At 48.2% G+C, this 23,843-nt stretch carries 23 protein-coding genes and 1 pseudogene; 13 read left to right on the forward strand and 11 right to left on the reverse strand.

Annotated elements, in window-relative coordinates:
* The first annotated feature begins 18 nt into the window (after window positions 1–18).
* Genes HG1285_RS11830 through HG1285_RS11820 form a run of 3 tightly spaced genes read left to right on the forward strand, consistent with a single transcriptional unit; the run spans window position 19 to window position 2,434 of the window.
* Entirely contained in the window at window positions 19–714 is a 696-nt protein-coding gene (locus HG1285_RS11830) for a YqiA/YcfP family alpha/beta fold hydrolase (RefSeq protein ID WP_008286921.1), read from the forward strand.
* Between the two features lie 59 nt (window positions 715–773).
* Window positions 774–1,673 carry a TIGR00269 family protein gene (locus tag HG1285_RS11825; protein WP_232219462.1) on the forward strand — a complete coding sequence of 300 codons (900 nt, stop codon included), beginning with the start codon at window positions 774–776 and terminating at the stop codon, window positions 1,671–1,673.
* Entirely contained in the window at window positions 1,634–2,434 is an 801-nt protein-coding gene (locus HG1285_RS11820) for a menaquinone biosynthesis protein (protein ID WP_232219463.1), read from the forward strand. Before HG1285_RS11825 ends, HG1285_RS11820 begins: the two co-directional genes overlap by 40 nt.
* Here HG1285_RS11820 and HG1285_RS11815 read toward each other — a convergent pair.
* Entirely contained in the window at window positions 2,412–3,518 is a 1,107-nt protein-coding gene (locus tag HG1285_RS11815; RefSeq protein ID WP_008286924.1) for an inositol-3-phosphate synthase, read from the reverse strand. The two genes, HG1285_RS11820 and HG1285_RS11815, sit on opposite strands and share 23 nt — an antisense overlap.
* A 137-nt stretch (window positions 3,519–3,655) precedes the next feature.
* Here HG1285_RS11815 and HG1285_RS11810 point away from each other — a divergent pair, with 137 nt between their 5' ends.
* From HG1285_RS11810 to murJ, 3 genes are read left to right on the forward strand one after another with little or no spacing between them, the layout of a single operon-like run.
* Window positions 3,656–4,096, forward strand: a complete 441-nt coding sequence (locus tag HG1285_RS11810; protein ID WP_008286925.1) for a pyridoxamine 5'-phosphate oxidase family protein — start codon at window positions 3,656–3,658, stop codon at window positions 4,094–4,096.
* Window positions 4,096–6,150, forward strand: coding sequence for a hypothetical protein (locus tag HG1285_RS11805; RefSeq protein ID WP_008286926.1), 2,055 nt, complete (start codon window positions 4,096–4,098; stop codon window positions 6,148–6,150). The genes HG1285_RS11810 and HG1285_RS11805 overlap by 1 nt, the downstream gene beginning before the upstream one ends.
* Window positions 6,150–7,643 carry a murein biosynthesis integral membrane protein MurJ gene (murJ, locus tag HG1285_RS11800; protein ID WP_008286927.1) on the forward strand — a complete coding sequence of 498 codons (1,494 nt, stop codon included), beginning with the start codon at window positions 6,150–6,152 and terminating at the stop codon, window positions 7,641–7,643. Before HG1285_RS11805 ends, murJ begins: the two co-directional genes overlap by 1 nt.
* On the opposite strand, the gene rpsT is transcribed toward murJ, so the two are convergent.
* The gene (gene rpsT / locus HG1285_RS11795) at window positions 7,593–7,871 is read right to left on the reverse strand and encodes a 30S ribosomal protein S20 (protein WP_008286928.1); all 279 of its coding nucleotides are present in this window, start codon (window positions 7,869–7,871) and stop codon (window positions 7,593–7,595) included. The genes murJ and rpsT overlap by 51 nt on opposite strands.
* Window positions 7,872–7,976: 105 nt before the next feature.
* On the opposite strand from rpsT, the gene HG1285_RS11790 reads away from it, so the two are divergent.
* The 4 genes from HG1285_RS11790 to HG1285_RS11775 all read left to right on the forward strand — a co-directional run bounded on the left by HG1285_RS11790 (window position 7,977) and on the right by HG1285_RS11775 (window position 15,406).
* The gene (locus HG1285_RS11790; RefSeq protein ID WP_008286929.1) at window positions 7,977–9,278 is read left to right on the forward strand and encodes a succinate--CoA ligase subunit beta; all 1,302 of its coding nucleotides are present in this window, start codon (window positions 7,977–7,979) and stop codon (window positions 9,276–9,278) included.
* Between the two features lie 57 nt (window positions 9,279–9,335).
* Complete coding sequence (gene metE, locus HG1285_RS11785) at window positions 9,336–11,615, forward strand: 5-methyltetrahydropteroyltriglutamate--homocysteine S-methyltransferase (RefSeq protein WP_008286930.1); 2,280 nt, start codon at window positions 9,336–9,338, stop codon at window positions 11,613–11,615.
* 23 nt (window positions 11,616–11,638) lie between these two features.
* Window positions 11,639–14,386 (forward strand): AAA family ATPase, encoded by a 2,748-nt coding sequence (locus tag HG1285_RS11780; RefSeq protein WP_008286932.1) that lies wholly within the window; start codon window positions 11,639–11,641, stop codon window positions 14,384–14,386.
* A gap of 123 nt (window positions 14,387–14,509) precedes the next feature.
* Window positions 14,510–15,406 (forward strand): IS5-like element ISHysp1 family transposase, encoded by an 897-nt coding sequence (locus HG1285_RS11775; protein WP_008286933.1) that lies wholly within the window; start codon window positions 14,510–14,512, stop codon window positions 15,404–15,406.
* A 344-nt stretch (window positions 15,407–15,750) separates the two neighbouring features.
* Here the strand turns inward: HG1285_RS11775 and HG1285_RS11770 are convergent, their stop codons facing one another.
* From HG1285_RS11770 to rimM, 3 genes are all read right to left on the reverse strand, one after another.
* Window positions 15,751–15,957, reverse strand: coding sequence for a hypothetical protein (locus HG1285_RS11770; RefSeq protein ID WP_008286934.1), 207 nt, complete (start codon window positions 15,955–15,957; stop codon window positions 15,751–15,753).
* A 57-nt stretch (window positions 15,958–16,014) separates the two neighbouring features.
* On the reverse strand, window positions 16,015–17,268 hold the full coding sequence (locus HG1285_RS11765) for a hypothetical protein (RefSeq protein ID WP_008286935.1): 1,254 nt from the start codon (window positions 17,266–17,268) through the stop codon (window positions 16,015–16,017).
* A 130-nt stretch (window positions 17,269–17,398) separates the two neighbouring features.
* Window positions 17,399–17,893 carry a ribosome maturation factor RimM gene (rimM, locus tag HG1285_RS11760; protein WP_008286936.1) on the reverse strand — a complete coding sequence of 165 codons (495 nt, stop codon included), beginning with the start codon at window positions 17,891–17,893 and terminating at the stop codon, window positions 17,399–17,401.
* 20 nt (window positions 17,894–17,913) lie between these two features.
* Here rimM and HG1285_RS11755 point away from each other — a divergent pair, with 20 nt between their 5' ends.
* Window positions 17,914–18,603 carry a uracil-DNA glycosylase gene (locus HG1285_RS11755; RefSeq protein ID WP_008286937.1) on the forward strand — a complete coding sequence of 230 codons (690 nt, stop codon included), beginning with the start codon at window positions 17,914–17,916 and terminating at the stop codon, window positions 18,601–18,603.
* Window positions 18,603–19,886, forward strand: a complete 1,284-nt coding sequence (locus tag HG1285_RS11750; RefSeq protein ID WP_008286938.1) for a bifunctional L-myo-inositol-1-phosphate cytidylyltransferase/CDP-L-myo-inositol myo-inositolphosphotransferase — start codon at window positions 18,603–18,605, stop codon at window positions 19,884–19,886. The genes HG1285_RS11755 and HG1285_RS11750 overlap by 1 nt, the downstream gene beginning before the upstream one ends.
* On the opposite strand, the gene HG1285_RS11745 is transcribed toward HG1285_RS11750, so the two are convergent.
* Window positions 19,887–20,588 (reverse strand): glycerophosphodiester phosphodiesterase, encoded by a 702-nt coding sequence (locus tag HG1285_RS11745; RefSeq protein WP_008286939.1) that lies wholly within the window; start codon window positions 20,586–20,588, stop codon window positions 19,887–19,889.
* A 25-nt stretch (window positions 20,589–20,613) separates the two neighbouring features.
* On the opposite strand from HG1285_RS11745, the pseudogene nadC reads away from it, so the two are divergent.
* Window positions 20,614–21,436, forward strand: a pseudogene (gene nadC, locus HG1285_RS18105) (carboxylating nicotinate-nucleotide diphosphorylase).
* Here nadC and HG1285_RS11740 read toward each other — a convergent pair.
* The 5 genes from HG1285_RS11740 to rplS all read right to left on the reverse strand — a co-directional run.
* Complete coding sequence (locus tag HG1285_RS11740; RefSeq protein WP_008286942.1) at window positions 21,390–21,683, reverse strand: hypothetical protein; 294 nt, start codon at window positions 21,681–21,683, stop codon at window positions 21,390–21,392. The pseudogene nadC and the gene HG1285_RS11740 sit on opposite strands and share 47 nt — an antisense overlap.
* The gene (rsmH, locus tag HG1285_RS11735) at window positions 21,680–22,549 is read right to left on the reverse strand and encodes a 16S rRNA (cytosine(1402)-N(4))-methyltransferase RsmH (protein WP_008286943.1); all 870 of its coding nucleotides are present in this window, start codon (window positions 22,547–22,549) and stop codon (window positions 21,680–21,682) included. Before rsmH ends, HG1285_RS11740 begins: the two co-directional genes overlap by 4 nt.
* A gap of 109 nt (window positions 22,550–22,658) precedes the next feature.
* Window positions 22,659–22,868, reverse strand: coding sequence for a hypothetical protein (locus HG1285_RS11730; protein WP_008286945.1), 210 nt, complete (start codon window positions 22,866–22,868; stop codon window positions 22,659–22,661).
* Window positions 22,865–23,476 (reverse strand): ribonuclease HII, encoded by a 612-nt coding sequence (locus HG1285_RS11725; RefSeq protein WP_083793044.1) that lies wholly within the window; start codon window positions 23,474–23,476, stop codon window positions 22,865–22,867. The genes HG1285_RS11730 and HG1285_RS11725 overlap by 4 nt, the downstream gene beginning before the upstream one ends.
* Window positions 23,430–23,843, reverse strand: a 414-nt coding sequence (gene rplS, locus HG1285_RS11720; protein WP_008286948.1) for a 50S ribosomal protein L19, incomplete at its 5' end; no start/stop codon positions are given. The genes HG1285_RS11725 and rplS, both read right to left, overlap by 47 nt.

Below are 23,843 nucleotides of genomic sequence, written 5' to 3' on the forward strand. Positions count from 1 at the left end.
CAGCTTATAATGTAAACCATGTTCTTCTATGACGACAACAACTCCGAGAAACTCTGGATACACCTGCACGGCTTTGCGAGCAACGTCCTCGGTTCAAAGATAGAGTTCGCGAGGGGTCTGTTCAAAAGGACGAAGTCCTTTTCCTTCTATGCCATGGATATGAACTACGAGAAACACACCACTACAGAGGTTCTGGACGTCCTTGAGGCGCTCGTACTTGGATTTTCCGATAGATACAGGCACATAACCCTATGTGGAAGCTCCCACGGGGCATACATAGCCGCAAACTACGTTAGGTTCAGGAAGCTCGGGAACGTGAAGAGCCTCCTACTGCTCGCACCATCCTTTGAGACGCTCGCACTCATAGTTAAAGAGCTCGGTGAAGAAAAGGTGAGGAAGTGGCTTGAGGGTGAGGAAAGTTTGAGGTTCATGGAGGGAGAGCTGGAGATTGAGGTGAGAGAGGACTTTGCCACCGACATAGTCAAGAACGGGTACGAGATAATAAGGGGAAGTGAGGTGGACTTCCCCGAGGAACCGCCCGTTGATATAGTGATAGTCCACGGCAGGAGGGACGAGATAGTACCTATAGAGAGGACGAGGCTCTTCGTGGAAAGGGTCAGAGTAAAGGAGTTCATAGAGGTGGACGACGACCACCAGCTCAGCGAGAGCTTTGGCAGAGTCCTGAAGCAGCTCCTCTCAGAAGGAAAGCTGTAAAGCCATGTTTCTGAATACTCCTCTGGAAAAGACCTCTTCAAAGCCCTATGTTTCTTCTTATGAAGTGTAGGATATGCGGTAAAAAGCCCATTATATACATGCCCCAGCACAGACTTGCCCTCTGCAGGGAGGACTTCATCTCCTGGTTTGAGCGCTACACCGAGAGGACTATAAAGGACTTCAGGATGTTCACCAACGAGGACAGAGTCCTCGTGACGGTCTCAGGAGGAAAGGACAGCCTCGCCCTCTGGCACGTACTCAGGAAGCTGGGATACAACGCGGACGGCTTCTACCTCCACCTCGGCATAGGTGAGTACTCAGAGCGCTCGCGCAGGAAGGTTGAGGAATTTGCAGAGAGGCTGGGGGCAAAGGTGATAGTGGTTGACCTTATGGAGGAGCTCGCGGGTATCCCTGAGCTTAAAAAAGCCACTTCCAGAGAAGCCTGCTCTGTCTGCGGTCTCGTAAAGAGGTACAACTTCAACAGGGTTGCTAAAGAATACGGCTACAACGTGGTGGCGACGGGACACAACCTTGACGACGAGGCGAGCTCTCTGCTTGCGAACGTAATAAACTGGAACGTGAAATACCTGGGAAGGAAGTACCCGGTCCTTGAAGAGGAGGAAGGGTTCGTGAGAAAGGTAAAGCCATTCTGTAAGTTCACCGAGAAGGAAACAGCCCTTTACGCATTACTGAACGGCATAGAGTTCGTGGAGGAAGAGTGCCCTTACTCGGAAGATGCAAGTTCAATCTTCTACAAGGAAACCCTTAACAGGATTGAGGAGAAGTTCCCGGGGACAAAGCTCAGGTTTTACCTGGAGTACCTCCGGAAGGTATACCCCAGGTTCAGGGAAGTGGAAGAGAGGGAGCTTCAGAGGTGCAAGGTCTGCGGTGAGCCGAGCCCTTCGGAGGTATGTCCCGTTTGCAGGCTGAAGGAAAGGGTTGCAGAAAGGAAGGCTTAAACCCATCTATAATTTCTCAGATGTTTCGCGTGGGAAAGGTCGGCTACTCCAACACACTACCCCTCTTTTACTCGCTGAGAGGCTTTGAACTCGTTGAGGGGCACCCTTCTGAGCTCGTCAAGAAGCTCAGGGCTGGTGAGATAGAGGCAGGTATAGTGTCCTCCGCTGAGTACTTCTTCAATCCCGAGGAGTACTTCGTCCTTCCCAAGGTGTCCATATCTTCAAGGGGAAGGGTATGTTCGGTTCTCCTGCTATCCAAAAAGCCGATAGAGGAACTCAGGAGCGTTAAGATAACACCGAGCTCCCTGACATCCCGCTACCTCCTCAGGTACATAACTAAAGAGATATACGGCGCAGAGCCTCAGGAAGTTGTTGAGGGAGAGGAGGGCTTACTCCTGATAGGAGACGAAGCCCTATCCCTAAAAGAGAGGTACGAGTTCTCCTACGACCTGGGAGAGGAGTGGTTCAAGCACACGGGACTGCCCTTCGTATTCGCTCTGTTCTTAGTCAGGAAGGACGCCCCAAAGGGGCGTGTATGTGAACTACACAGGGGAGTGAAAAAGTCCCTTGAAGACTTCTTCTCAGCGCTCCATGAAGACAGGCTTGACCTACCCGGTGAGTTCCTCAGGGAGTATTTCCTGAACTGCATAGATTACGCCCTCGGGGAAGAGCACATGGAGTCTATGGGGAGGTTCTTCAGCTTCATGGAGAAAGAAACGGGCAAACCCGCCCCCGAGACTATCTCTCTCTTTCCCCTTTGATGAACTCTTCAACGTACTTCTTAGCCTGCCAGTCGGGATACTGGATGGGCGGGTGCTTCATGGTGTAAGCGCTTATGGAGTAAAGAGGACCAGCTATGCCTCTGTCTCTGGCGAGCTTGGCGCACCTGACCGCATCCATCATAGAACCGGCGCTGTTGGGTGAGTCCTCCACGTCCAGCTTCAGCTCCACGTACATGGGAACGTCTCCGAAGAGCTTGCCCTCAAGCCTTATGTAGGCTATCTTCCTGTCCTTCAGCCAAGGAACCCAGTCGGAGGGTCCTATGTGAACGTTCTCCCAGCTCATGCCGCCCGGTATAAGAGAGGTAACCGCTTCTGTTTTGGAGACCTTCTTGGTCTTGAGCCTCTCTCTGGCGAGCATGTTCAGGAAGTCCGTGTTACCGCCGAAGTTGAGCTGATAAGTCCTGTCAACCTTAACTCCCCTGTCCAAGAAGAGCTGGGTGAGAGTCCTGTGGACGATGGTAGCACCCACCTGAGACTTTATGTCGTCACCCACAACGGGTATTCCCCTCTCCTCAAACTTCTTAGCCCACTCCGGGTCTGAAACTATAAAGGTGGGCATGGCGTTTATGAAGGATACCCCTGCCTCCAGACACGCCTGAGCGTAAAACCTTGCAGCCTGCTCAGAGCCCACGGGAACGTAGTTTATTAGAACGTCAGCCTGAGTCTCCTTTAGAACCCTTACCACGTCCTCCAGCTCGTCTTCTTTCTCGTCCGCCAGAACGAAGGTTCTGTCCTCGGGATAGTCCTTCATGTGGGGCGCGTATCCGTCAAGAACCTTGCCCATACGAACCTTTACACCCAGCTCGGGAACTTCAGGCTCAAACACCGCGGTGCAGTTGGGAGGTGCAAAGATGGCTTCGGAGACGTCCCTTCCCACCTTCCTCGCATCTATGTCCCAGGCAGCCACTATCTCAAGATCCCACGGTTTGTAACCGCCTATGTCGTCATGCATAACACCACCGAAGTCAGCATCCTGTCTCCTCTGGTAATAGTAGATCCCCTGCACCAGGGAGCTTGCGCAGTTGCCAACACCTGCTATGGCAACCCTGACCTTTCCTGCCATACTCTCCACCTCCTGCTGTGGTGTTTGAACCCGTTGTATTCAAAGAGTTTCTTCTCTATCAATAAATTATATTAACACCACTTCAGGCTTACAACCCTGTTATCATAACATCTAATAAGAACTTCAGGAGGTTTGAGATGCTTCCCAGAGAGCTAATAGATCTAATGAGAGACCTCGGCGTTTTTCCCGTGGTCATAGGCACCGTTGACTCGGAAGGAAACCAACACATAACCTTCATAACTTGGGTATACCCTACCGATGAGAGGACTCTCAGGTTTGCGGTCAGTTCCAAAGCAAAGACTGCAGAGAATATAAGACAGACAGGCAAGACCGCCGTTCAGATCTTCGCTCCCGACAAGTCACTCACCTGCTACGGGACGTCCAAAGAGGTTGTGGAGAAGATAGAAGGCGTTCCCTTTGATGTCTCCGTCTTTGAGATGTCCATAGAGAGCGTTGAGAACTCTCTCTTTCCCGGTTCTACCATAACTGGCGTTATACCCTTTGCTCACACGGGTAAGGTTCTCAAGATGGTTGAATTGGACGAGAAGGTGATGCAGGCGGTAAGAAACAAGGATTGATGATCCTAAAAGTCCTCCTCCCCAACGGAAGAACACGCAACTATTCAGCGAGTTGGGATAGGGAGGAGGCGCCCCTCGGCTACAGAGTCCTCGTCCCGACAAGGAAGGGCGGAACCACCGCCGTTGTGGTTGGTGTAGAGGAAGGAGAGACTTCCCAAAGCGTGATCAGCCTTCCCGATGAGGCACCCCTGCTGAGCCCTGAAGCCTTATCTTTCGTAGAGGAGCTCTCTGCGGATTACCTGATCCCCAAAGGCGTGCTGCTTTTCAAGTTACTACCCTCAGCCTTTCTCTGGAGAGAAGAGGAGCTCGTTGTGGTCTCGGAAAGGAAGCCCTACGGGCTTGATAAGAGGAGCCTTGAGCTCGTTGAGTACGTCAAGAAAAGGGGAGGTGTGAAGGTAGAAAATCTTAAAAAGAGGTACGACAGCTCCCTGGTAAACTTGCTTCTGAAAAAGGGGTTTCTGAAATTGGCGAGAAGGTGGAAGGCTCCCGACGTTGAGGAGAGGTTATACTCCCTCGCAGTGCCCCTCGGAGAGGCTCTCAAGAGAGTTCGTTCCCGGAGAAAGAGGAGGCTCCTTGTCTTCCTTGGGGGTAAGGAGTCCGTCAGGGAGGAAGAACTCCTCAGCTGGGGCTTCAGCAGGTCGGACTTAAGAGACCTCCTTAAAAAGGGTATCTTGACCACAGAGAACATACCTTTGCCCGAAAAGGTTCACACCCCCAAATGGAAAAGGCTCCTCAGAGACATACATTCAAAGAGACTTCTCCTCTGGTCTTCCTTCCGAGGATCTCTGAACCGATTGGTATCCCTATCCGCTAAGAATCTTGACTTGGGAAAGTCAAGCCTCATACTCTTTCCCGACTACGGCGAGCTCCAGGCATCACTGGAAGTTCTCTACGAACAACTTGGAGACCAAGTTGTTGAGATACACTCTCGTGTGGGTGCAAAGAAGACCTACGAAAACTGGTTCAGGGCAGGCAAAGAGCCGGTTGTAGTTGTGGGAACATACACAGCTCTGCTCTGCCCTGCTAAAGAATTAACGAGCGTCGTCCTATCCGATGAGAGCTCCCCGGGGAACAAACTCAGGTATGCGGGCGGCGTTGACATGAGAAGAGCCTGCTTCCTTCTCTCAAGGAAGGTCGGGACAAACCTCACCTTCACCACACCTGCACCTTCTCTGAGCTCTTACTACCTGATAAAGAAGGGAGGGATGGAGTTTGAGAGAGAGCGCGCTTCCGCTGAAGTGAAACTCATTAAGAGAGAACCCGCCGAGGTATTGACCCAGGAGCTCTATAACCTTTTGAAGAGTGAACCAAGCAGGGAGACCCTGTTCCTAGTTCCGAAGCACGGATACAGCTACGCCTACTGCCCGAGATGCGAAGCCTTAACGGAGTGCCCCGAGTGCGGTACCTTCCTCACATACTCCCTCAAAAGGGAAGTGCTTTACTGTACCAACTGCCGGTATCGTCAGGAGGAACTGCTCTGCCCCGAGTGTGAAGGGGAACTTGAGGAGGCTGGCTTCGGGCTTGAGAAAGCTATGGAGGTAGTTGAGGAGAACCTCGGCTTGCGGGAGAACTTCTACTTCTCCACTCATCCCCACTGGGAGATAAGCTATGAGATGGTGGTCGTACTATCGGCGGACAGTCTGCTTTCAGTACCTTCTTACAGAGCCAAAGAGGAGTTACTCCTTTATCTTCTCAGGGCTCAGAACGTTGCCGGCTCTCTCCTCATCGTTCAGACCATGTTTCCAGAGGAGGAACCCTTCAGGAGTTTCGCCGAGGATGATGTGGAAGGTGTATACGATGGAGAGCTTGAAGAGAGGGAACGGGAACTCCTACCCCCCTTCTGGAGACTGCTTCTCATAAAGACCACGAACCCGGAGCTTGAAAGGTACGTCTTTAAGGTTGTATCACCGAACGTCAAGAGCACCTACAACGTGCGTGAAGAGTGCTACGAATTCCTAATACGGTTCAGGGACAGAAGAACTCTCTTTAAGGTAAAGCAGCTCCTCAAGCGATTCCCCAAAGATATAATTGAGGTCAAGGTGGACCCTTTCTGATGAAACTGGTTCGCTTTGCCTTGGGATTCGCCTTAGGCACTCTCCTGAGCAGAATATTAGGTTTTCTCAGGGATGCAGGGATAGCCTACTACTTTGGAGCGAGCCATGTATCTGACGCCTTCTTCATAGCCTTCCGCATACCCAACAGCTTCAGGAGGCTTTTAGGGGAGGGAGGATTCAACGCGGTCTTCGTCCCACTATATACGAAAGCTCTTGAGGAGGATAGAGAGAGGGAGTTTCTATCCAAGGTCTTCACCTTCTATATAGTCTCCAATGCTCTTATAACCCTGCTGGGAATAATCCTTTCCGAACAGATAGTAAGCATTCTCGCTCCGGGCGTAAGGGAGAACGAGACCTTTGAGCTGGCGGTCTTCATGGCGCGCTTTCTGTTCCTTTATCTCCTTCTCGTCGGTCTGAGCGCCTTCTTCATGGGCGTTCTGAACGTAAAAGGGAACTTCTTTATACCGGCTGTATCTCAGGGAGTATTCAACTTTGTATTCCTGCTAACGCTCCTCCTGCTGGCGGACAACTACGGGTATATAGCTCTAATAGCAGGTGTTCTGGTCGGGGGTGTCTTTCAAGTTCTAATAAACCTGCCGGTGTTGTTCAAGAATAAGGTCTCCCTCTCCCTGTTCCTTAAATTTGACGAGGACGTTAGACTACTACTAAGGCGACTCATACCGGCTCTGGGTGGGTTCGGTGTGAATCAGCTCTCCCTGTTCATAGATACCTTCCTCGCCTCCTTCCTGCGCACGGGCGCCATATCCTACCTCTACTATGCCAATAGGCTCTATCAACTTCCCTTCGGGATAGTGTCGGTGGGTGTTGCCAACTCCCTGCTCTCCGTTCTCTCCAGGAAGGACTCCGATAAAAGGGAGCAGCTCACCTTAGCCTTCAGGGTTCTCATACTCCTGATGGTTCCTGCTTCAGCGGGGCTCTTTTTGCTGTCAGAGGAGATAGTGAGGGCAGTCTATCACAGGGGTAGCTTCACGGAAGAGGACGTTCACTTCAGCGCGGGCGCTCTCTCCATATACAGCCTCGGGCTTGTCTTCTTCTCCCTACAGAAGAGCCTATCCGCCTCTTTCTTCTCTCAGGGAGACACCAAAACACCCGTAAAGGCTTCCCTGTTAACGGTACTGAGCGAGGGGGTTGCGGCATCTTTGTTCGCCTTCGGCTTCGGTCTGGGTGTGCTGGGTCTTCCCATGGGGACGGCTCTCTCCTCACTCGTTGGGCTGAGCTACCTCTGGAGAAGAAGCCCTGAAAAGCCGACTTTTAAACCTGTTGTATCAACCCTCTGGAAGGTGTTTACGGCTACGCTCTTGATGAGTGTGCTGGTTTATGTACTGAAAGAAACGGGGCGGAGCCCCGTCTTTATAGTGATAACGACAATACCCCTATCTGTCATTGTGTACTTTGTGTCTCTTTACCTGCTCGGCGAGGAGTTAACCCTCAGACTTGGCAAGCGCCTTGTTAAGAAGCTCCTGAACCCTTGAGACTCTCCTGCTCGCCTCGTTTTTGTGGATAACGCCCTTGCTGGCGGTGTGCTGGATTATGCTGACAACCTGTGGCAAGAACTCCTTTGCCTCCTCAAGTTTGCCTTCCTGAACCATCCTTCTGAACTTCTTTATGTAAGTCCTCATCCTTGAGAGGTGGTATCTATTCCTCTCTCTTCTCTTGGCGTCTCTCCTTGCTCTCTTAGCAGCCTGTTTCGTGTTTGCCATCTTCCCAACTACCTCCTGATCGCAACTCGGGAGAGATATTTTATCACCTTTTACCCCCGCACGTGGGTTATAATCTTAGACCCAAACCATTATCGGAGGACGGAGATGGACTTATACGAGTACGAAGCCTACGATAAGATATTCAAGAAGTACGGAATCCCCACACTCAAGTACATGTTCGTTGACCACATAACCGAAGAGGTTGAGAACTTTGTAAACCAACTGGGAGAGTGCGTGGTAAAGTCTCAGGTTCTCGTGGGAAAGAGAGGAAAAGCCGGTGCGGTAAAGCTCTGTTCTTCTCCCGAAGAAGCCCTTGAGACCATAAAGACCCTCCTTGAATACCCCGTCTATGGAGAGATGCCCGTTGGTGTCTTGGTGGCGGAGAAGGCTAACATAGTCAAGGAGATATACGCCTCCATAACCTACTCCACGGAGACCAGAACACCTGTCTTGACCCTCTCCTTTGAGGGCGGTGTGGACATAGAGGAAGTTCCCGAAGACAAGATAGGCATATTCCCCATAGACCCCCTAAAGGGTCTCTACCCCCACATGGTAAGGAACTACCTCCTTGAACTGGGTATGCCTCAGGAGTACCTATCCGCAATGAGGGAGCTCTCAGAGGTAGTGGCGAATATGTACAACGCCTTCTGGAATGCGGAAGCAAGGCTCCTTGAGATAAACCCCCTCGCCATAGTGGATGTGAACGGAAAGCTGAGGGTGAGGGCGCTTGATGCGGTTGTGAAGATAGACGACGACGCCAGCATACCACCCGCCAAGATATACGGCGTGAGAACCGCCATGAGAAGACCCCCGACTGAGCGTGAGATCGCTGCTGCGGAAATAGACAAGGACGACCACAGAGGAAAGGCTGGTTCTTACGTTGAGGTGGACGGAGACATAGCCATGATGACCTTCGGTGGTGGAGGCTCAACGGTTACCATAGAGACCACCTACGCCATAGGAATGAAGCCCGCCAACTTCACCGACATAGGCGGAAACCCGCCCGCAGAGAAGATGTACAAGATAACCCGCATTATCCTCTCCAAGCCCGGCATAAGAGGAGTCTTGGTGTGCGGAGGAACCGCCAACAACACCAGAATTGACGTGACCCTCGGAGAGGGTGTCGCCAACGCCATAAGGGACTTGAAGAAGGAAGGCAAGCTTGACCCCAACTGGATATGGGTGGTCAGGAGGAACGGACCCGAGGCTGAGAAGGGTCTCAAGATGCTCTACGAAGCCTTCAAGGAGTGCGGTGTTAAGGGTGAGATATACGACTCCACCCTGCCCCTCACGGAAGCCCCCGTGAGACTCAAAGAGCTCCTTGACAGGTGTGAGTCCAAGGTTGAGAAGGCTAAGGATCAGGGCAGAGTGCTTACAGACGAGCAGGCGAGCGACATGGGAGTGTGAAACGATCCCTCCCGCCTATAATTAAAATTCTGAGTATGTTCCTCTGGAGGATTTGATATGAAAGCTATCGCCTTTGGTCTTCCCAAGCTCGGAGAGAAGAGAGAGTTCAAGAAGCTCTTAGAGGATTTCTGGAAAGGAAACATAAGTGAAGAAGAACTCCACGCAGGCATGAGAGACCTCGCCCTTTGGAGGGCTGACCTATACAAAGAGAATGCGGACGTAATACCTTCCAACGAACTCTCCTACTACGACTTTATGCTGGATACCGCTCTTATGGTAGGTGCCGTTCCCCAGAGGTTCGGAGAGTATAAGGGAATGGAGACCTATTTTGAGATGGCGAGAGGCAAGAGCGCCCTGGAGATGACCAAGTGGTTCAACACCAACTACCACTACCTCGTCCCCGAGATAGAAAGAGAAGAGTTCAAGCTCTTTATAAACAAACCCCTCAACGATTATGAGTTCTACAAGCAAAAAGGTTACGAGACCGCACCCCATATAATCGGAGCCTACACCTTCCTTAGAATGTCCAAGGCACTCAGAAGAAAGAAGGGAGAACTACCCCTATACGAAATAGAGAAGATAGAAGACAGAGACCAGTTTGAACGCCTCACGGACAAGCTCGTACCCGTCTATAGAGAAGTTCTTGAGTCCCTCAAAAAAGCTGGCTGTCAGAGAGTTCACATAGAGGAACCCGCCCTCGTCCTTGACACGGAAGACTGGCAGTGGGACATAGTTGAGAAGATATACAGCGAACTCTCCAAGGTCGGGATAGAGATAGCCCTCTTTACGTACTACGACAGCGTCTCCGACTACGAGAGATATACCTCCCTACCCGTTCAGGCACTCCACTTTGACCTCGTCTCCAACAAGGAAAACCTCCAGAACATAAAAGAGAAAGGCTTTCCCAAGGACAAAGAGCTTATCGCAGGCATCATCAACGGCAGACAGCCATGGAGGGCAGACCTCTCGGAAAAGCTCAGGACTCTGGAGGATCTGTCCAAACTCACCGACAACCTCTCCGTCTCCAACTCCTGCCCGCTGTATCACCTCCCAGTTAGCGTAGAGCCCGAGGAAGACCTGCCCGAGGGTCTAAAGGAGAGGCTCTCTTTCGCAAAGGAGAAGTTAAAGGAACTTAGAGTTTTAAAGACCGCCTTCGGCGGTGATAAGGAAGCTCTAAAAGAGGTAGAAGCCACCAGCAAGCTCCTTGAGGTCAGCTTCGGAGAGAATGCGGAGGTCAGGAGAAGGATAACCGCCCTAAAAGACGAGGACTTCAGAAGGGAAGTCCCCTACGAGGAGAGGGATAAACTCCAGAGGGACATACTCAAACTCCCCCTATTCCCCACCACCACCATAGGTTCCTACCCCCAAACTCCCGAAGTCAGGAAGATGAGAACCGCTTACAGGACGGGCAAGATAAGCGAGTCAGAATACAAGGAGTTCATAAAGAAGCAGATAGAACACGTTATAGCCTTCCAAGAGGAGGTCGGGCTTGACGTCCTCGTTCACGGAGAGTTTGAGAGGACGGACATGGTGGAGTTCTTCGCCTTTAAATTAGACGGCATTGCCACCACCAAGCACGGCTGGGTTCTCTCTTACGGATCCCGTGTTTACAGACCGCCCATAATCTACGGAGACGTCTCCAGACCCAAGCCCATGACCCTTGAGGAGATAACCTACGCCCAGTCTCTTACGGACAAACCCGTCAAGGGTATGCTCACGGGACCTGTGACCATTCTCAACTGGAGCTACTACAGAGAGGACGTTCCCAAGAGGGTGATAGCCTACCAGATAGCCCTCGCCCTCCTTGACGAGGTCAGCGACCTTGAAGGTGCCGGCATAAAGATAATCCAGATAGACGAACCCGCCTTCAGAGAAGGAGTCCCCCTAAAGAGGAAGGACTGGCAGGAGTATTTCAACTGGGCTGTTAAGGCATTCAGACTATCTTCAAGGGCTAAACCCCAGACCCAGATACACACCCACATGTGCTACTCTGAGTTCAACGAGATAATTGAGTACATCTACCAGATGGACTTTGACGTCATATCCATAGAAGCCTCAAGAAGCAAGGGAGAGATAATATCCGCCTTTGAGAAGTTCAAGGGCTGGGACAGACAGATAGGAATAGGAGTTTATGACATACACTCCCCCGCGATCCCCACCAAAGAGGAGATGAAGGCGGTCATGGAACGCTCAATGAAAGTCCTCCCCAAAGAGCTCCTCTGGGTAAACCCCGACTGCGGACTCAAAACGAGAAGATGGGAAGAGGTAGAGCCCGCCCTAAAAAACATGGTAGAGATGGCAAAAGGTCTGAGAGAGGAGGTAATGGCGGGAGTTTAGGGTGTTATAATTGAACTTGTATTGTGAAGGTATACGAGCTTGCAAGGGACTTAAACATCAGTGCAAAGAGATTAATTAAATCGCTGGAAGGTTGGTTTCCAAGAGATGATGGAAAAGAGTGGGAAGCTTATCATGAACTAAGTGAAGAGTTTGCACGTTTCATAAAGGAAGAACTCTTTTCTTTAGACCATGGCAGTTTTGATGTAGATTTATTCTTTGAATGCATAGAAAAAACCCTAAATGATGGAGGATACCCTTATACCCATATTAGTAAGCAAGGAAATACAAGGATCATAGTAGAGCTTTATAGTAAAAACAAGGACAAATTACAAATAAATGTATCCAACAGAGGTTTTATGCTTGAGGTTCAAGATGAAAGAACTTGGGAACAACTGTATGAAAAGATGCGAGCGCACGAATCCCAGTTGAGGGAAGCAGGATTTTACTTAATACCGGAAGATAAAATAAAGCCGTCTAAACTGGGGACGTATGGGCTATTTTACTTGCATAACCACAGCAATCTATTTGCAGGAATATACGAAAGTGATAATAAAGCGGACATTAGAAAGAACATTAAAACTGTTTTGGAACTAATGTTTAAATTTATGAAGGAAGCTAGCATAATAGAATACAATACTACAACCAAATTTATAATTTCATCTTTTAAATCAGAGAGTTTTAGAAGATTAAAATTCAATACACGTACATATCTTAACAAAGTAAATATAGTGGTTGGCGAAAATGACTCTGGGAAAACATCATTATTAATTGGACTGTTACTACATTTAAAAGCTATAAAACTGTTCGCTGAGAATATAGGCAGTTTATATAAAGTTAGAGGCGAATACCGTTTATATGTATCTAAAGAATTCTTTTCGCCTATAAACGGTTCGGACACATCTAGTACGATAAAATCTATATTTTGGCACAGAAATATTATAGGACAAAACAGGGTAAATACAACTATAAGATTTGAAAGTGAATTTGAGGATATTGGAAATGGTACTACCATTAACCTAAATATTAAAATAGGCTATGAAAATGGCAGTTTTTATTTGAGCATTGATGAAGACACACTCTACAATTTAAATATATACAAGGACTTTTTTAAAAGCATAAATATTATTTACATAGATAAGAGCATAACCCCCAAGAACTCAGAACTATACATAGGCACAGGTGAAAGCTTAAAGTCTTACATATTAAAAAACCTATATGACTCAAAGCATGATGAAATAATTAGAAGTTTAGCTTCTTACTTTGAAGACAAGTTAGATAACTTAATAGATGAAGGACTGGATGAATATTTCAATATATATGAACTCAAATCTGAACAAGATAAATGGAAACAACACCTTACCATAAGGTACGATCTAGATATAGATTCTGTGGATTTGAAAGATGAAGATGAAGTAAGACAATTTTGTAAGGATATGGGTTTTGAAGACATATATAAAGACTTTAAAAATCATATAGATGTAAATAATATAAGCGTATCTGGAAGTGAATACGTCAGTGCATTTAAAAATTTCTTTAAAGATAGACCTATAACACCTGAGCAAAAAGCGTACGTAGAAATATCCAATGTTGGACAAGGATTGAAAGACATAGTGTATCTAACCTTGCTTATCCACTTCCTCAGAGAAGTGGGTAATTCATTTTTGCTCATGGATGAACCATTCCTACATATGCACCCTACCTTAAAAACAAAAGCTTCGGAATACATAATACATTTGTGTAGCAAGTTTAACATACAATTATTTTATAGCACTCACGATCCTAAACTTATTCCTGATAGTTCTACAGCCGTATCATTCATATTAGTTGACAAAAAAGAAAAATCTATAGTTAGAAATGAAGCAGCAGTAGAAAATATATTTAATTTCCTAACTACATTAGGATATATAGAAATAATAGGGAGAAAAGCCAATGATTTAGTCAAAAAAGAGAAAATGCTTCTCGTGGAAGGATTTTCAGACAAAAACATAATAGAAACATTGTTCAAATACAGAGATGATTACAGGAAAGTGCTTAATGAGTATCTAATAATACCAATAGGTAGCAGGCAATCTGTTTCAATATTGCCAATGTTCTTCGGATCAATAATACCTATTGTATTACTTTCTAATAAATCTACATATAATTATAAAGAACTTTTAGGAATCATAAAAAATACGATAGACAACTCAGTAGTAATACTAGATGCAGATTATAGGGCAACCTTAGATATATTAAGAAAGTCATACGAAGATTGTATAAGGGAATTTGTTAAGAAGTTTTACTCGTTTGAAGACAACAATATTACACCTTCTATTCGGGTACTACCTTTCTATTCTATAGAAAACCTATTTATCATCCCAGATGTTCTGGCAAAGGTTTTTGGTATCAAAGAAAGCGAAGTTAATGAGTTAATATATGAGCACTTAAATAGAAACAAGGATAATATTATAGACAGTATTCGTAGTGATATAAGAGAACTAGATATATACATCCAAAATCTTTCTGTATCAAGTGACAATATTAAATCCTTTAAGGAAATACTTAAAAATAAGGGTATAGACGGACTGGCAGATAAGTGCTTTGAGAAAATAATAAATAATCCTTATGAATTCTATAAAGGGAAAGATTTAATTCGTATATTATCTAAAGGAAAATACAGTGACACAGACATAATTAGGCTTATGAAACGTATAGAAGATGATAGCGACATAATAGACCAAATTTTCAAGAAACTTGATTCGTTTGGTCTAAAGCACGCATTCAATATTTAGCACCACATATCCTAACCCCACAACCATCTTCCCACTCACCTCTATGCTCTTCCTTTCCCTATTCACCTGCAACACTATATCCTTGCTTTGTCTAAAAAGCCCTACCCATTAGAATAAAGACCCATGAGCAGGGACTGGAGCAAATACAACGGAGAGCTTGTAAAGAGGGGTGAAATACTCATAGACTCCATGAGCTTTGGTCTAAAAGCTAAGAGTGAGAGGAATAGAAATACAGGTAGACCGCCGGTGTATTCAGACCACCTCATCTTGATGCTCCTCTTCATAAAGTTCGCCCTGAAACTCCCATACGGACAAACCCAGGGACTCGCTAAAAAGCTCTTCCAAAACTCAGGCTTGAAAATCCCTGACTTCAGGACTCTACACTACAGATTCAAAACCATGGAAATAAACATTAAAGACTTCCCAGACCCGGAAGACCTGCCAGATGACTTCGTAATAGTCCTTGACTCCACGGGCATAAAGGTTACCAACAGAGGGGAATGGCTCAGGAAGAAGCATGGCAAGAGGGCAAGGAAAGGATGGATAAAACTACACGTAGCCTTTGACCTCAAAAGGAAGAAGGTAGTGGAGATAGAGGTAACGGACGAGAGAGTCCATGACAGTCAGAAAGCTAAAAAGCTTGTAGAAGGTGCTAAGAGGGAGGCAAAGGACAAGGGCAAGAAAGTGAGCAAGGTTGTGGCTGATAGCGGATACGACACACATGAGTTTTTCAGGTATTTGCATGATGAGGGTATATGTGCGGGAGTGCTTGTGAGGAAGGGGGCGAAGGTAAGGGGAAATCCATTGAGGGATGAAGTGGTAAGGGCTATAAGGAGGGGGAAGAGGCGATGGAAGGAAAGAATAGAGTATGGCAAGAGGTGGCTTGTGGAGAATTTCTTCTCAGTATTCAAGCGATGGTTTGGGGAGTATGTAGTGAGTTTGAAGTTTGAGAATATGAAGAAGGAACTGGTGTTCAAGGTAGGGATAATGAATATGCTTATGATGGCAGGGGTGGTATGAACATGAGCCTGTCCGCATATGTGAAAGGGGAAGATGCAAAGAACAGGGAGTATCTAAAGCTATTTTTGGACAGAGCAGTATGAAGTCTATAATCTCATTCAGGTTAGAGAATATAAACTCTCTGTCTCCTAAGATCACATTTCTACCTGTCAATACCTCATAGCCCCATACTCTCCAGAGCAGGTCCAGTATGGGTTCTTTTATATACGTGCTGTGTGCTTCCATACCAATAGCACCCCTATCTCATGTATCAATCACAAAAGTGAACTGCAGGATTTTGGTGACGCTAAAACTTCTTCAGTAGTAGAGAACGGAATAGGATTCAAATACACATCTCACGAAGCCTAACGTTTCACACAGATTATAAGCTCTCTCCGTTCCCGGCAGACGTTAAAACCGAGCTCCTCTGCAAGGTCACATATCCTCTCGTCTCCTACGGGTACAAAGAACATAACCTTGAACTCGTCTACCCTGAAACTCCTCGCGAGCTTTGAGGCTATGCTCAGCCTCTCCCTTATGTACTCGTCGGAAAGCCATCTATCTCTCGGCATACTACCGCCTCCTTTCAATATTTTCCTCCCTCCCCCTGCGACAGCCGTAATGGGTGCTCAGAACATCCAAGTTATAGCAGCGTTGTACAGACTCTCGTCTTCAGCATCTTCCTTATTGAGCCTCACGTAATCGGTCTTTAGGGCTATCAGAGGGTGCGGTTTGTAGGACAGACCGACGTTATATACCTTAAAGGACACACCTGAGGGCTTCGTATAACCCGAAGGCGTTGAGGCGTAAGGGTCTATGTCCTCGTACTTTGCAAATACGTACAGCTCCTGTTCAGTGTCCATGAACCTGAAGACGTTGTAGGCAACCTGCAAATAAAATCCCTGCATCCTTTCCGGGAAAACCTCAGGAGTGCCGGAGGAGTCGTCAAGGGTTGCACTTATCTTATCTGCATCATTGACGGAGGCGTAAGCTCCCACGAAGCGGACATCAAACCCTGCATACTGCCACCACAGGTGAGGAGAGAATAGTGAGATGGTTCCAACCTTGTTCCCCTGCTCGTCCTGAACGCCCGTTATGAAAGTTGAAGCACCTACCTTAAGGTTCAGGGGCAACTTCACGTCAAGCCTTCCCGTGAAGGCAAGCTGGTCTGCGGCAGCCTGACCGCCCTTCTGGTGGAGTTTTTTGAGAGGACTTCCCACCTTATAGCTGCCCTTTTTAGCTTTCATGCCGTTTATTACATAGGCTCTGTACTCTAAAAGGTCGGTTTCTCCATACACGCCAACGCCGTTCTCTCTCCAGGTGAATGGGAATAGAACTTTCTCCAGATAGGGCTGTTTAACGCTCAGGTAGGTAGGTGGTTCGTGATACTCGTTGGTTATTCCGACGGGAACGAGAACCATACCCCCCCTTATCCCGAAGCTGTCCGCAAACCTGTAGTCTAAGAAGGCGAATTCAAGGGCTACCTCTCCGCTGTCCTCTCCACCTTCAACATACGCATGCTCTATCTCTATCTCAGAGTTAAACTTCAACCTTTCGGTGAAGGCATATCCCAGATATATGATGAACCTGTAAGCATCAAACTTCGTCTTGGGCTTACTGTCCGGGTTATGGACGAACCACACCTCTCCGTACCCACCTATGGACACGCCCTTAGGGTTCAGAAGCGCCTTTGAAGCAGCAGGACCAAGTCCTGTATAACTCTCGTAAGTTGTTATCTGGGGCATGGACATCTCCAACTTCAGCTTCCTCAGTTCCTCCTTCAACACCTCAACCTCTTCCTTGATAACCTTGAGCTCCTCGGAAGGTTGGGCAAAGAGAACCCCTGAGGCTATCAGCCCCGACAAGAGACCTTTTTTCACCATAACCTGTAACCTCCTGCAAGTTTTAGAAAATGAAATCAAATCTCAATATCTATTACTATGATAGTGGTCATAAATCCCCCTTAAAGGAAAGTGTGAGTCTCCAATTTTGAGATTTATTTTCTATTTATGGTTAAAGAGTTACGAGCTCCTCTTTTACCTTAACTCTCTTCCCTTCCCTATCCACGTCCAGAACTATATCCCCAACAAAGGGGATCATGGTTTTTTCGTCCTCTAAGATGAGCATGTCGTAAACGCCGAGGTCTTCAACCCTTTTAACTCTGCCGAGCCTTCTGCCCTTGTCAGTCCAAACCTCCATACCTACAAGTTCGTAAGCGTAGAATTCGTCTTCCTCTCTGGGTGGGAGTTCCTTTTCGGGCAGGAAGAGGTGAGCGCCTCTGAATTGATCAGCCTCCTCAAGGAAATCGTAGCCCTTTAGCTTGATAACAAACGCGTTTCCGTGTTCTTTTACTCTCTCCACTTTAAAGGGAATGTATCCACCCCCCGATCTCTTTAGATAGACTTTACTCAGATTCTCAAAGATCTCCACAGGGGCAAAGGGAATGACCTTCAACTCTCCTTTCACACCAAAGGTGTCTATCACCCTTCCTATAACTACGTAATCCATCTCTTATAATTATCTTCCCCATGAAGGAGCTGGATCTGCTAAAAGAGGAGATAATCAGCTGTCAGAGGTGCCCGCGCATTTCTGAATACATAAGGGATGTTGCGAGGAAGAAGGTTAAGAGGTTTGCAAAGGAGGATTACTGGGGGAAACCTCTACCGGGCTTTGGAGATCCAAAGGCTGAACTATTGATCGTGGGTCTGGCGCCCGCAGCGCATGGAGGGAACAGGACAGGTAGGATGTTCACGGGCGACAGCTCGGGCAACTGGCTCGCAAGGGCGCTATACGAGACAGGCTTTGCCAACAAACCCGAGTCCGTGAACAAAGACGACGGGCTTGATCTGAAGGGTGCATACATCACCGCTGTGGTAAGGTGCGCTCCGCCGGAGAACAAACCCACCAAAGAAGAGATGGAGAACTGCAACACCTTTCTGATCAGAGAACTGGAGATTTTGAAAGAGGTTAAGGTTATCCTCTGCCTCGGGAGTATAGCCCTAAAAGGGACGCTGATGGCTTTAAAAAAGCTCTACCCGACCGCTCAGCTAAGAGGGATAAAGTTCGGGCACAACTTTGTTTACAAGCCCGAAGGGCTTCCTTACACACTCATGACTTCTTACCATCCCAGTAAGCAGAACACCCAGACGGGTAGGTTAAAGTGGGAGGACTGGGTGGGAGTCTTTAAGAGGGTGAGACTTGAGCTGGGAGGTGGCTGATGGACACTGCTGTTATCCTCTGCGCAGGTCTTGCAAGGAGGATGCAGGGCTTTCCGGAGCACCTTCCTAAACAGCTCATCAAGGTGGCTGGCAGGGAGATACTCTACAGAACGATAAAGCTCTTAAAAGATAGAGGTGTCATCAACTTCATCTTTGTGGTGAACGAAACAAATAGAAAACCCATTGAGGAATTTGTTAAGAAGCTCAGAATAAACTACAAGGTAGTTCTGAACCCGGATCCGGAGAGAGAGAACGGGTATTCCCTATACTTAGCCAAGGATCACGTCAAGGACAGGTTTGTCCTTACGATGGGCGACCATATCTACTCGGAGGAATTCATAGAGAAGGCTCTTGAGGGTGAAGGGCTCATAGTTGACGATCTTGCCCTCTATACAGACAGGGAAGAAGCAACGAAGGTTCTCTGCAAGGAGGGAAGGGTTGAGGATATAGGTAAGAAGCTCAGGGATTTCAATGGATACGACACGGGATTTTTTATCCTTGGAGAGAGTATATTTGAGACCGCGGAGCGGTTGATCAATGAAAGAGAAAAGATAACCCTCAGTGAGATAGTCAAGTCCGCAAAGGTAAGGTGCACCTTAGTATCTGGAGAATTCTGGACGGACGTGGATACTCCCCAAGACGTGGAGAGAGCTAAGAGGGAACTCCTGAGGGCGTCGGTCAAGGGTGTCGGTGACGGATTTGTCTCAAGGAATCTCAACCGTAGGTTCTCCCTCTGGCTATCGGAGAAGCTCGTGGACAGGATCACTCCCAATCAGGCTACTTGGCTTACCTTCCTCGTGGCTGTGTTTTCCTCTCTCATTGCCCTGTTTAGTCCGACGCTGGGAGGTCTCCTCTACCAACTCAGCTCCATGATGGACGGGATAGATGGAGAGATAGCCCGTGCAAGTATGAGAACTACCAAGTTCGGAGGGTACCTTGACTCGGTGCTTGATAGGTACGCGGATTTTCTATTCTTATCTGCCCTTGCCCTATGGCTGAAACCTCCCGCAAACTTCCTCCTATGGGTCTTACTCGCCCTCTTTGGAACACTCATGGTCAGCTACACCACCGAGAGGTTCAGAGGAGCTTACTGCGAGGACGCCTACGGCGTGATAAAACAACTTAGATTTCTCCTCGGAAAGAGAGATGAGAGGGTATTTTTGATAATGGTTTTCTGCCTATTCGGGTGGATAAGTGCCCTCTTCGTTGTTCTTGCCGTACTCACCAACCTCAGGGTGGCTCTGACCCTGTATCTTGTCTGGAAGGAGAAAGGAAGAGAGTGATCAGGACTCTTTGAGTATGGACACGAGCTTTGCGGGATCGTTGGTGGTTATACCCCAGAAGCCCTTCTTGACCAGCTCTCTGAGTTCGTCTTCTCTCTCCTCGTGCCAGCAGACCACCTCAAAACCCTCAGAGGTCATGTGCCTTATATCCTCCTCGCTTATCAAGGTGTGCGGGAACGAGTGCTTGTCCTCCCAGCAAGGGTGGATTATATCTCCGTGATACTTCTTCCCGAAGGTCACCATATCCTCCGGTGGCAGGAGGTTCCTGAAGAGCAGGGCGGTCAATATGTGGTCGTTCAGTTCCTTGAACCTCCTCATGAAGGGAAAGTCGTCCGAAGAGGATACAACTATGCTGGCGCCGTGCCCGAAGTCCTTGAGAACTTCCGTGAGTTCGTTTATCATCTCCCTGTCCTTTATGTCAAGGTAGAGCCCGATGCCCCTCTCCTGCGCCCAAGAGAGCACTTCTGAGATTTCCATAGAACCCGGAACGAGCACCTTAGCCTCCTCAAGGGTCAGATCCCTCACCAGCCTTCCGTCCATCTCAAGGTCATGGTTTACCCATATCTTTCTGTCCTTGGTTAGGACGAGATCAAGCTCTATCATGTGCGCTCCCACGCTGTAGGCTCCCTCAAAGGCGTCCCAAGTGTTCTCTCTGAACTTTGAGCTGTAACCTCTGTGAGCTATGACTCTGGGTTTATCCATCAGGGCAGATGATAACATATAGGTTATGAACAGACTCTTTATCCGATCTCAGCTTCAGCGTTTTTTGGAGGAAGACCTCGGGACGGGTGACCTGACCACGGAGTTGATAGTTTCTGAAGAGACCGTTCGCGCGGTGATAAAGGCAAAGGATAGAGGAGTCCTCGCAGGGCTTCCCTTCGTTCAAGAGCTGTTCTTGATGCTGGGCGGTGTTTATGTAAAGCCCCTCGTGAGCGAAGGCGGTGAGTTTAAAAAAGGAGACACGATCCTTGAGCTTGATGGCAGGGCTGAGATCATACTCAGCGGTGAGAGGTTGGCGCTAAACATACTCCAGAGTTTATCGGGTATAGCCACAAGGACGAGGGAATTCGTGCAGGCTTTGGAGGGAACGGGTATAAAAATTCTGGACACGCGCAAAACCACGCCGGGATACAGGTTCTTTGAGAAATACGCGGTGAGGGTCGGCGGAGGGTCTAACCACAGGTTCGCCCTATACGACATGGTGCTCATAAAGGACAACCACAAAAAACTGGCGGGCGGTATGAGCTGCGGTGATGCGTGTCAGAGAAAAAGTCAGCCCAGCGTACAAGGTTGAGATAGAGGTGGAGAGCTTAGAGGAGCTTGAGAAGGCACTTGGGCTGGGTGTGGACATAGTTATGTTAGATAACTTCTCTCCCGAGGAGGTCAGAGAAGCGGTGAAGGTGGTCGGAGGTAGGGCTGAGGTGGAGGTTTCGGGCAACATAACCCTTGAGAACCTTAGGGAGTATGCGATAGAGGGTGTTAACTACATATCCTCCGGTTCTATTATCTACGGCGCCTCTTGGTGCGACCTTTCTTTGAAGGTTCTTTGAAGAGTATAAGGGCGAACTCCTCCCAGTTGAAGGGTTTAAAACCACGCCGTAAGGCGTATCTCTCCAACTCCTTTATGTTCAGCATCCTTTCTATTTCCGCCCGTAGGCGCAGGTTCTCCTCCTTGAGGCTCTTGTAGGTGCTGAGTTTTTGGGAGTGTTCTTTTAGTATCTTTATGGAGTAGGCGGAATAGAGCATATTGGCAAGGAATATGAGAACTCCCAAGCCGACCGCCAAAAAAGGGTTCATATCCTCTCCCCTGCTCTTAATTTAGCACTTCTGCTGGCAGGGTTCATGGCTATTTCCTCCTGCGAGGGAATTATAGGCTTCTTGGTTAAAATCCTGAAGGCGTCCGACCTATCTCTGAAGAAGTTCTTAACTATCCTGTCCTCAAGGGAGTGGAAACTTATCACCACCAATCTGCCCTTCGGGTTCAGGAGGTCGGGTGTTTTCCCAAGAGCTGTCTTGAGGCTCTCTAACTCCCTGTTTACCTCTATCCTTATAGCCTGAAAGGTCTTCGTGGCAGGGTGAGTCCTGCCGTGCCTCATACGGGCTGGGTATAGGGAACTGACGAGCTCCGCCAACTCTTTTGTGGTCTCTATGGGTTTTTCTCTTCTGTGCTGGACTATAGCTCTGGCTATCTTTCTGCTGAGCCTCTCCTCCCCATACTCCCACAGAATCCTTGCAAGCTCCTTCTCCGAGTATTCGTTTACAACCTTATAGGCTGTTAGCTTCTGGTCTTTGTCCATTCTCATGTCAAGAGGAGCGTCTATCTGAAAGGAGAACCCCCTTTCGCTCTTTAGCTGGAACATGGAAACACCCAGATCAAGGAGTATCCCGTCAACCCTCTCAACTCCTTCCGCCCTGAGAACCTCGTCAAGGTCTGCGAAGTCCGCCTTGTATATGGCGATTCTGCCTTCAAACTCCTTTAGGTTCTCCTTGGCGATCTCTATCGCTTCCTCGTCCCTGTCTATGCCTATCACGAACGCCTGAGGGTTCTTCTCAAGTATCCTCTTTGTATGCCCCCCAAGACCGAGGGTGCAGTCAAGGTATAGTTCTCCACTATTTTCCAAAAGCAGGTCTGTAGACTCTTCAAGGAGTACGGGAGTGTGCATCAGGTTGTCTTTTCTCTTTTGTCGGAAGCTTTCAGGACTTCGTAGGACAGATAGAGCAAACCGCCTATTACAAGGGCGACCATGAGGAAGAAGAGATACCATTCCCAGCTCATCCAACTCTCCTCCATAACTTGAATATAAAGACCATCATGGCAAACACAACTGAGAGCTCAAGTATGACTCCGGTTGTAAATAGGACCCTTTCGCCTTCTGTCCAATTAGGATACTTACGTCCCACTTCAGCTACGTATCCAAGCACAAAGATGAATAGAATACCGAGTCCTTTGAGTATGAATGTGTAAAACTCCTCCCTTTTCAAAGTCTAAAGCTCCTTCTGTGTATCTCCGTTATGCCGAACTTCTTTATCAGCTCCCTGTGCTTTTTTGTCGGGTAGCCCTTGTGCTTCACGAACTCGTACTCCGGGTAGACCTCGTGAAACCTCTCCATTATCCTGTCCCTCAGAACCTTCGCGACAACACTCGCGCAGGCACAGGATAGACTCCTCTCGTCCCCTTTGACCAGGGGAAGGCAGTTGAACTCTTCCAGCTTTACGTAATCGCTTATTACCACATCAAAGGGGTGCTTCAGATCATCAAGGGCACGCTTCATGGCGAGCTTCGTCGCCTGGTAGATGTTTATCCTGTCTATGACCGCGCTGTCCACCACAGCTGTTCCCACCGCGAGAGCGGTCTCTTTTATGAGCTCGTAAAGCTCTTCTCTCTCCTTCCTGCTCAGCTTCTTGGAGTCCCCTTTGAGGAATGGTTCTGTAAAGGGGGGAAGTATTACAGCGGAGGCTACAACGGGACCGGCGAGGGGTCCGCGCCCCGCCTCGTCAACTCCCGCAACTAAGAGACCTTCTCTCCAGAACTTCTCCTCGTGTTCAGTCATTAGACTCCTGAGGAGTCTCTTCCTGAGAGGTTTCTTCAACTTCCTGGGCTTTCTGCTCTTCCTCCCTCTGTCTGCGGGCTTCCTCCTTCCTCCTCTGCATAGCCTCGTACTCCCACTTCTTTATCTCCTTGATCTTCCTCTGGGCAACCTTGCCCTTGAGCTCTCTGAGGAAGTAGAGCTTTGCCCTCCTGACCTTACCTATCTTCACGATCTCTATCTTCTCTATGTTGGGGCTGTAGTAGGGAAATATCCTTTCTATCCCCACGCCGTAGGACTCCTTTCTGACCGTGAAGGTCTTGTCCACGCCTCCACCTCTTATCCTTATCACTACTCCTTCAAAGGGCTGTATCCTTTCCCTGTCTCCTTCCTTTATCCTGTAATAGACCTTTACGGTGTCTCCTACCTT

The organism is Hydrogenivirga sp. 128-5-R1-1 (genome assembly GCF_000171895.1).

Excerpts from the sequence above, each read along its gene's own strand:
- murJ (WP_008286927.1), top strand. The coding sequence starts at position 6,150 with ATGAAACTGGTTCGCTTTGCCTTGGGATTCGCCTTAGGCACTCTCCTG.
- HG1285_RS11805 (WP_008286926.1), top strand. The coding sequence starts at position 4,096 with ATGATCCTAAAAGTCCTCCTCCCCAACGGAAGAACACGCAACTATTCA.
- rpsT (WP_008286928.1), bottom strand. The coding sequence starts at position 7,871 with ATGGCAAACACGAAACAGGCTGCTAAGAGAGCAAGGAGAGACGCCAAG.
- HG1285_RS11790 (WP_008286929.1), top strand. The coding sequence starts at position 7,977 with ATGGACTTATACGAGTACGAAGCCTACGATAAGATATTCAAGAAGTAC.
- HG1285_RS11810 (WP_008286925.1), top strand. The coding sequence starts at position 3,656 with ATGCTTCCCAGAGAGCTAATAGATCTAATGAGAGACCTCGGCGTTTTT.
- HG1285_RS11750 (WP_008286938.1), top strand. The coding sequence starts at position 18,603 with ATGGACACTGCTGTTATCCTCTGCGCAGGTCTTGCAAGGAGGATGCAG.
- HG1285_RS11770 (WP_008286934.1), bottom strand. The coding sequence starts at position 15,957 with ATGCCGAGAGATAGATGGCTTTCCGACGAGTACATAAGGGAGAGGCTG.
- metE (WP_008286930.1), top strand. The coding sequence starts at position 9,336 with ATGAAAGCTATCGCCTTTGGTCTTCCCAAGCTCGGAGAGAAGAGAGAG.
- rimM (WP_008286936.1), bottom strand. The coding sequence starts at position 17,893 with ATGGATTACGTAGTTATAGGAAGGGTGATAGACACCTTTGGTGTGAAA.
- HG1285_RS11765 (WP_008286935.1), bottom strand. The coding sequence starts at position 17,268 with ATGGTGAAAAAAGGTCTCTTGTCGGGGCTGATAGCCTCAGGGGTTCTC.
- HG1285_RS11745 (WP_008286939.1), bottom strand. The coding sequence starts at position 20,588 with ATGGATAAACCCAGAGTCATAGCTCACAGAGGTTACAGCTCAAAGTTC.
- HG1285_RS11740 (WP_008286942.1), bottom strand. The coding sequence starts at position 21,683 with ATGAACCCTTTTTTGGCGGTCGGCTTGGGAGTTCTCATATTCCTTGCC.
- HG1285_RS11755 (WP_008286937.1), top strand. The coding sequence starts at position 17,914 with ATGAAGGAGCTGGATCTGCTAAAAGAGGAGATAATCAGCTGTCAGAGG.
- HG1285_RS11830 (WP_008286921.1), top strand. The coding sequence starts at position 19 with ATGTTCTTCTATGACGACAACAACTCCGAGAAACTCTGGATACACCTG.
- HG1285_RS11825 (WP_232219462.1), top strand. The coding sequence starts at position 774 with ATGAAGTGTAGGATATGCGGTAAAAAGCCCATTATATACATGCCCCAG.
- rsmH (WP_008286943.1), bottom strand. The coding sequence starts at position 22,549 with ATGCACACTCCCGTACTCCTTGAAGAGTCTACAGACCTGCTTTTGGAA.
- HG1285_RS11815 (WP_008286924.1), bottom strand. The coding sequence starts at position 3,518 with ATGGCAGGAAAGGTCAGGGTTGCCATAGCAGGTGTTGGCAACTGCGCA.
- HG1285_RS11775 (WP_008286933.1), top strand. The coding sequence starts at position 14,510 with ATGAGCAGGGACTGGAGCAAATACAACGGAGAGCTTGTAAAGAGGGGT.